The sequence below is a fragment of the Thiobacillus sp. SCN 63-57 genome, from assembly GCF_001725555.1.
In the GTDB taxonomy this organism is placed as follows: domain Bacteria; phylum Pseudomonadota; class Gammaproteobacteria; order Burkholderiales; family Thiobacillaceae; genus Thiobacillus.
In genome coordinates, this window is sequence record NZ_MEGP01000021.1 from 77312 (window position 1) to 83311 (window position 6000).

Below are 6000 nucleotides of genomic sequence, written 5' to 3' on the forward strand. Positions count from 1 at the left end.
ACGCGATCGCTGCATGCCGAGTGACGTTTCACTTTCAATTCTTTAAGGAATCAGATTATGAAAAGCATGCTTCAAGCTGCAGTACTCACCTCCCTGCTCGCCTCGTTTTCGGCCTTTGCCCACCATCCTGCCGAAGACATCGTCGACGAAGAAACCTGGGCGATGATCGATGAAAATGTGGCCGACACACCGCATGCCGATCTGGATTTTTCCAGCATGGGTCTCTAATCCCCGGGGGCACTTGAAGCGGCCCATCTTCGACAACCACGCCGGTCTCCTGATGCCATGTGTCAGGGGGCCGGTTTTTATTGCACCGGGTCTGCGCAGCCGTCAGCCGCGGTAGATGCAACCCGCGTCATGGGCTTCCATGACTGAGACGGCGCTCAAGCCGGGCAGCGCCGGCCTGAGTTGCCGCCATAGCCACACGGCCAGATTTTCGCTGGTCGGGTTGTCCAGGCCGTCGATGTCGTTGAGGCAGCGATGGTCAAGCGCGGCATGGATGGGGCGCCAGGCCGTCTCGATGTCGGCGAAGTCGAGCACCCAGCCCAGCACGGGATCGATGTCGCCGCTGACGGTCAGTTCGATCTTGAACGAATGGCCGTGCAGGCGCGAGCAGGGATGGGATTCCGGCAAGGCAGGCAGTCGGCGCGCACATTGCAGGTGGAAGATGCGGAAGATGTCCATATGGCATTTTCGCGCATGTCGCCCGCGCTGGCTATGCGGCGGCTATCGGACACCGTTCGCCACGGCTACACTATGCGCCGTCCTGTCTTGCTGTGGAGCGATCATGTCGGTGTCTCGCCTGTCGGTTGCCGCGCTTGCCGCATTCGCGCTGTTGTCGCTCGGTGCATGCTCCCGCGACAATGGACTCACCTTGTCCGCGCCCGATGCCTATGCCCAGGTCCAGGCCGGCACGCTCACGCTGATCGATGTGCGCACCTCCGACGAATGGCGGCAAACCGGCGTGGCCCAAGGCGCGCTACGCATCAACATGGCGAACGCACAGGGTGAGGCCGGATTCATACGGCAGGTGGACACGGCACTGGGTAGCGACAGGAATGCATCAATCGGCCTGATCGGCCTCGCCGGCAGCCGCGCCACCCATGCTCAGGAAGTACTCCGAGCGTCGGGTTTCACCCATGTCTATACCATCAAGGAAGGCATGTTGGGGAGCAGCGCCGGACCAGGCTGGATCGCACGCAAGCTACCGGTTGAGCCCTGTCCGCGCTGCTGACGTGCCACCTCATCCCCGGCAGCCTGCCCCTGCCTGCACGGGCGGACAGGGCACGGTGCCGTATGAACAGAAGACGCAGCAGTCTCCCGGTAGCGGCATCAGTACTGTGTGACACCCTTCGCACTCGTAATACCACTGGCAGGCGTCGGTAGGCATGGTCTCGGTCTTGACATGGCCGCAGACTGGGCAGGTCAGCGCGGACTCCAGGGTGTATTTCGCGTCCATTGAGGCTTTGCCGATTGCTTCGATGGCCGTAGCATAAGTTCCGTACCTACGTACGGAGTCAAGATGCAAGGACTGACTATTTCAAAGCTGGCACAGGAGGCCGGGGTCAACGTCGAGACGATCCGCTTCTATCAACGCCGCGGCCTGCTTGCGGAACCGGACAAGCCACTGCGCGGCATCCGTCGCTACGGCCAGGCGGACGTGGCGCGCCTGCTGTTCATCAAGGCGGCGCAGCGCATCGGGTTTACGCTGGACGAGGTTGCGCAGCTATTGCAATTGGATGACGGTACCCAGTGTTCGGATGCCCGCACCATCGCCGAGCGCAAGCTCGCCGATGTGCGCAAGCGTCTGGCTGACCTGCAGCGCATCGAGGGCGTGTTGACGCAACTCGTCGGCCGCTGCGCCCGCAGGCGGGGCAAAGTCCGCTGCCCTTTGATCGACGCGCTGCAACCGCCGCTTGCTCATGACGGCGCGTAGCGCCCGCGCCAGACTCAGGCAGCCAGTTCCTTCACCAGCGTATTGCGGCGACCGGTTTCGCTGCCGGTGAGCGCGAAGCCCTGCAGACGGCCGTTGTCGTCCACATGCAACGCGCAAATGCCGGTGTCGCCGCATTCCACTTTCCAGCCGCCCGACGCGCCGAGCCTGGGCGGCAACACGGCCACCGGGTGCGCCGGCGTTTTGACCATCACCGGCATGGCCGGATACACCACTGGTGTCGGCGTACCGGTGAGCGTGGCCGCGAGCGCGCGCGCCTGGACCATCAGCGGCTGCACATAGGGCAGGTTCTGGCCTTCCACCTCGGCACAGTCGCCCAGCGCATACACATTCGGTGCACCCGTTTCCAGCAGGCGGCCGGTCTGGATCCCGCGCCCGACCGGAATGCCCGCCGCCTGCGCCAGTTGGGTGCGCGGTCGCAGGCCGATCGCGGAAAGCACAACATCCGCGGCGAGCGTGTCGCCGTTGTCCAGCGTCACCCGATACCCTGCGGCGGTTGGCTCCACGCTTTTTCCCGTTCGTCCGAAATGCCACGTCACGCCCAGCGCAGCAAGGCCATCGGCCAGACGCCGGCCGGCCTCGACCGGCAACAACCGCTCCAGCGGCCACGCGCCCAGATGGACCACGTCGACCGTGAAGCCGGCGTGTACCAGATCGTTGGCGAACTCGCATCCGATGAGTCCGCCGCCGAGCACCGTGACGCGCTTCTTGCCGTCGAGGGCATCGCGAAAGACCGCGTAATCGGCCAGATCATTCACCGCCAGCACCGCGGCCGTGCCGTTGCCGGAGAGGCCGTGCGGAATCGGGTCGGCTCCCAGCGCGAGCACCAGCTTGCCGTAGTCGAGCGCGCCACTTCCCGTGTGCACGCGTTGATTCTGTGTATCGATCGCAGTCACACGGGTATGCGTGAGCACCGTTGCCTGCTGGTCGGCCGCCATTTTCTCCGCAGTGGCGCCCGCCAGTGCAGCCGCAGACCTGCCCGCCGCCAGGGCGTTCGACAGATTGGGCTTGGAATAGAAGGCGCCGTCATCCGCCGTAACGAGTGTGACAGGCGTGCTCGTGTCGCGCTTGCGGATTTCCTTCAGCAAGGTGTAGCCGGCAAGACCCGAGCCGACAATGACGATGGGGGGCATAAAAAGCTCCTGGAGAATGGAGGCCACATCGGCGCGGCCTCGTATACGTTAATGGCGCTCAGGCAGCCGTGATTTCAACCATCTCGAAATCCGCCTTGGCCACGCCGCAGTCGGGGCATTCCCAGCCTTCCGGCACGTCCTCCCAACGGGTGCCGGGGGCGATGCCATGCTCCGGGTCGCCTTTGGATTCGTCATAGATGTAACCGCAAACGATACATTGCCAAGCTTTCATGATATTTCCTTTCAATCGATCAAATCGTCTTCAACAATTCTTCAGGCGGCAATCGCGTCTTTTTGCGCCTGGTAGTGTTTCGCGTGCTTCTCTTCCACCTTGGCCAGCGCGGCAAAACGCTTGGCGGCCTTGTCCAGCACCGTCTTGAACCTCTCGGCGTGCTCCTTCGATTCGGCGATCTGCTCGTCGATCTCGGCCACCGCAGCCGTGTTGCCCTCGATCATCGCCTCGTGGCGGAACTTGGGGTACATCTCGGTGTACTCGTGGGTTTCGCCGTCGATCGCATACTGCAGGCACTTGGCCGGCGTCATCGTTTCGTCGGAAAACAGCAGTTCGGCATGGCCGAAGGCGTGCAGCATTTCCTGCGCGGCGGTGTCTTCGAACACCTTGGCGGTCGCTTCGTCGCCCACCTTGCGGCACTGGCGTGCGAACCACAGGTACTTGATGTGGGCCATGGACTCGCCGGCAAAGGCTGCCTCGAGGTTCTGGATGGTCGGGGACGTCGTGTTCTGCATGATTCGCTCCTGTTCGGTTGATTTACGATGTCAATCAAGACAGGAGCAATGTTAGAGATTACAAATCAATCGATCCAACGGAAACCTTGGATGACAACGATTGATGATATCGATCGACCTGCCTGAACCGCTCAGGCGAAACGGGCGCGCCAGCGCCGCAGGGCTGCTTCCATCCGCGCCATGCTGACGAAGAAGGTGGGTGTGATGTAGAGCGTCAGGAACTGTGAGAAGAACAGGCCGCCGACCACGGCGATGCCGAGCGGGCGGCGCGCCTCGCCGCCGGTGCCGAAACCGATGGCAATCGGCAGGGTGGCGAAGATGGCGGCGAAGGTGGTCATCATGATCGGCCGCAGCCGCACCAGGCAGGCCTCGACGATGGCATCCTCGGCGCTCATTCCCGCGCGCTGCCGGGCCAGGGCGAAGTCGATCATCATGATACCGTTCTTCTTCACCAGCCCCACCAGCAGGATGATGCCGACGAAACTGAAGATATTGAGTTCGTCGTTGGCCAGTAGCAGCACCAGCAACGCGCCGAATCCCGCCAGCGGCAGCGCGGTGAGAATGGTCAGCGGATGGCCAAGATGCTCGTACAGTACTGCCAGCACCATGTAGATGATCACGACGGTGAACAGTAGAAGCAAAGGCAGCTGGACCGTCGATTCCTGGAACTTCTGCGCGGCGCCGGTGAATTCCAGCGCCACCTCGGGCGGCACGACTTCGCTGGCGGCATCGTATGCCGCGGCCAGCGCGGCATCGAGCGAGGCGCCCGGCGCGAGATTGAAGGACAGCGTGACGGCCGGCTGCTGACCGTAATGGTAGACCGCGATCGGGCCCACGCCCGGATCGACCCGTGCCACGGCATCCAGCCGCGTGATCCCGCCTGCCGCCGTTCTCAGGGGCAGTTGACCGATGACCGCCGGGTCCAGCTGCGCTTCGGGCAGCGCCTTGACGCTCACCACGTACTGGTCGCTCGTGCCGTAGATTTCGCTGATGCGGCGCCCGCCCAGTGCGTCGTACAGCGTTTGCTGGACCTGCTGGGAAGTGATGCCGAGCCGGGCGGCTTCCAGCGGATCGAGCGTGACGCGCAATTCGGGATTGCGCAGTTCGAGATTGCTGTCGACGTCCTCGATCTGGGGCAGCGCTTCAAGCCGCTTCTCGACCTCGGCCGACGCCGTTTTCAGTGCCTCGAAATCGCCCGAAATGAGCGTCAGCTGGTAATCGCTGCTGGAGGCCAGCGCGCCGACGTTGATCGAAGCCGGGTTCTGGAAGGTGGCGTTGACGCCGCTGACCTTGCGCGTGATCGCGCGCAGTTCGTCGATCACCTCGTCTGCGCTCTTGCGCGTCCCGCGCGGGGTCAGACGTATCACCAGGCGCCCGATGTTGCCGCCGGTCACCCCGCCGCCGCCCTGGCCGGCGCTCGACATCAGGCCTTCGACCGCCGGGTGCTTCTGCACAAGGGCGGCGAGTGCCTCCTGGCGCTTGCTCAGTTCGTCGAACGGAATGCCTTCCGGATACTGCACGCTGGCGAAGATCATCCCGGAGTCGACGCGCGGAATGAATCCCTGCTTGACGTGGCCCGCCAGCCACAGCATGGCGGCGAGCACGACCACCGAGAACAGCAGCATGCCACCGCGGTGGCGCATCGACGCGCGCAGGGTGTCGCCGTAAAAATCCCGGAAGCGGTTGAAGCCCGCATCGAACAGGCGCGACAGGCGATTGTCGAGCGGTTCGTTGACCAGCCCGCGCGCGCACAGCATCGGTGTGAGCGTCAGCGCCACCACGCCGGAGAGCAGCACGGCAATGCCGATGCTCACCGCGAATTCCTGGAACAGCCGCCCGATCATGCCGCCCATGAAGAGAATGGGCAGAAAGACGGCTGCGAGCGAGATGGTCATCGACAGCACGGTGAAGCCGATCTCCTGCGCCCCGTCGAGCGCGGCCTGCATGCGCGACTTGCCCATTTCCAGGTGGCGCGCGATGTTCTCGATGACCACCACCGCGTCGTCGACCACGAAACCGATCGCCAGCGTGATCGCCATCAGGCTCAGGTTGTTGAGGCTGTAGCCTAGCAGATGCATGAAGGCGAAGGTGCCCAGCAGCGAACTGGGCAGCACCAGCGCGGCGATCAGCGTGGCGCGGACATTGTGCAGGAAGGCGAAGATGACG

At 63.6% G+C, this 6000-nt stretch carries 9 protein-coding genes; 3 read left to right on the forward strand and 6 right to left on the reverse strand.

Translation table 11 applies throughout. The annotated features are described in order from the left end of the window. The first annotated feature begins 57 nt into the window (after positions 1 to 57). The gene (locus tag ABT23_RS09915) at positions 58 to 228 is read left to right on the forward strand and encodes a hypothetical protein (RefSeq protein ID WP_018506983.1); all 171 of its coding nucleotides are present in this window, start codon (positions 58 to 60) and stop codon (positions 226 to 228) included. Between the two features lie 102 nt (positions 229 to 330). Here the strand turns inward: ABT23_RS09915 and queD are convergent, their stop codons facing one another. After that, positions 331 to 684 carry a 6-carboxytetrahydropterin synthase QueD gene (queD, locus tag ABT23_RS09920; protein ID WP_296634426.1) on the reverse strand — a complete coding sequence of 118 codons (354 nt, stop codon included), beginning with the start codon at positions 682 to 684 and terminating at the stop codon, positions 331 to 333. 103 nt (positions 685 to 787) lie between these two features. Between queD and ABT23_RS09925 the strand changes: the two genes are divergently transcribed. Then, a complete protein-coding gene (locus ABT23_RS09925) occupies positions 788 to 1234 on the forward strand; it encodes a rhodanese-like domain-containing protein (protein ID WP_296634429.1) in 447 nt (148 codons plus the stop codon). A gap of 9 nt (positions 1235 to 1243) precedes the next feature. Here the strand turns inward: ABT23_RS09925 and ABT23_RS09930 are convergent, their stop codons facing one another. Further along, positions 1244 to 1459 carry a GDCCVxC domain-containing (seleno)protein gene (locus ABT23_RS09930; protein ID WP_296634431.1) on the reverse strand — a complete coding sequence of 72 codons (216 nt, stop codon included), beginning with the start codon at positions 1457 to 1459 and terminating at the stop codon, positions 1244 to 1246. A 63-nt stretch (positions 1460 to 1522) separates the two neighbouring features. Here ABT23_RS09930 and merR point away from each other — a divergent pair, with 63 nt between their 5' ends. Further along, on the forward strand, positions 1523 to 1936 hold the full coding sequence (gene merR / locus ABT23_RS09935) for an Hg(II)-responsive transcriptional regulator (protein WP_296634434.1): 414 nt from the start codon (positions 1523 to 1525) through the stop codon (positions 1934 to 1936). Positions 1937 to 1950: 14 nt separating this feature from the next. Here merR and ABT23_RS09940 read toward each other — a convergent pair whose 3' ends face one another. The 4 genes from ABT23_RS09940 to ABT23_RS09955 form a co-directional block, all read right to left on the reverse strand. Continuing rightward, on the reverse strand, positions 1951 to 3087 hold the full coding sequence (locus ABT23_RS09940) for an FAD-dependent oxidoreductase (RefSeq protein WP_296634437.1): 1137 nt from the start codon (positions 3085 to 3087) through the stop codon (positions 1951 to 1953). A 58-nt stretch (positions 3088 to 3145) separates the two neighbouring features. Beyond that, on the reverse strand, positions 3146 to 3319 hold the full coding sequence (locus tag ABT23_RS09945) for a rubredoxin (protein ID WP_018506996.1): 174 nt from the start codon (positions 3317 to 3319) through the stop codon (positions 3146 to 3148). Between the two features lie 41 nt (positions 3320 to 3360). Next, positions 3361 to 3834, reverse strand: coding sequence for a rubrerythrin family protein (locus ABT23_RS09950; RefSeq protein ID WP_296634440.1), 474 nt, complete (start codon positions 3832 to 3834; stop codon positions 3361 to 3363). A 131-nt stretch (positions 3835 to 3965) separates the two neighbouring features. Further along, positions 3966 to 6000: efflux RND transporter permease subunit (locus ABT23_RS09955; RefSeq protein WP_296634443.1), on the reverse strand; the 2035-nt coding region annotated here is incomplete at its 5' end.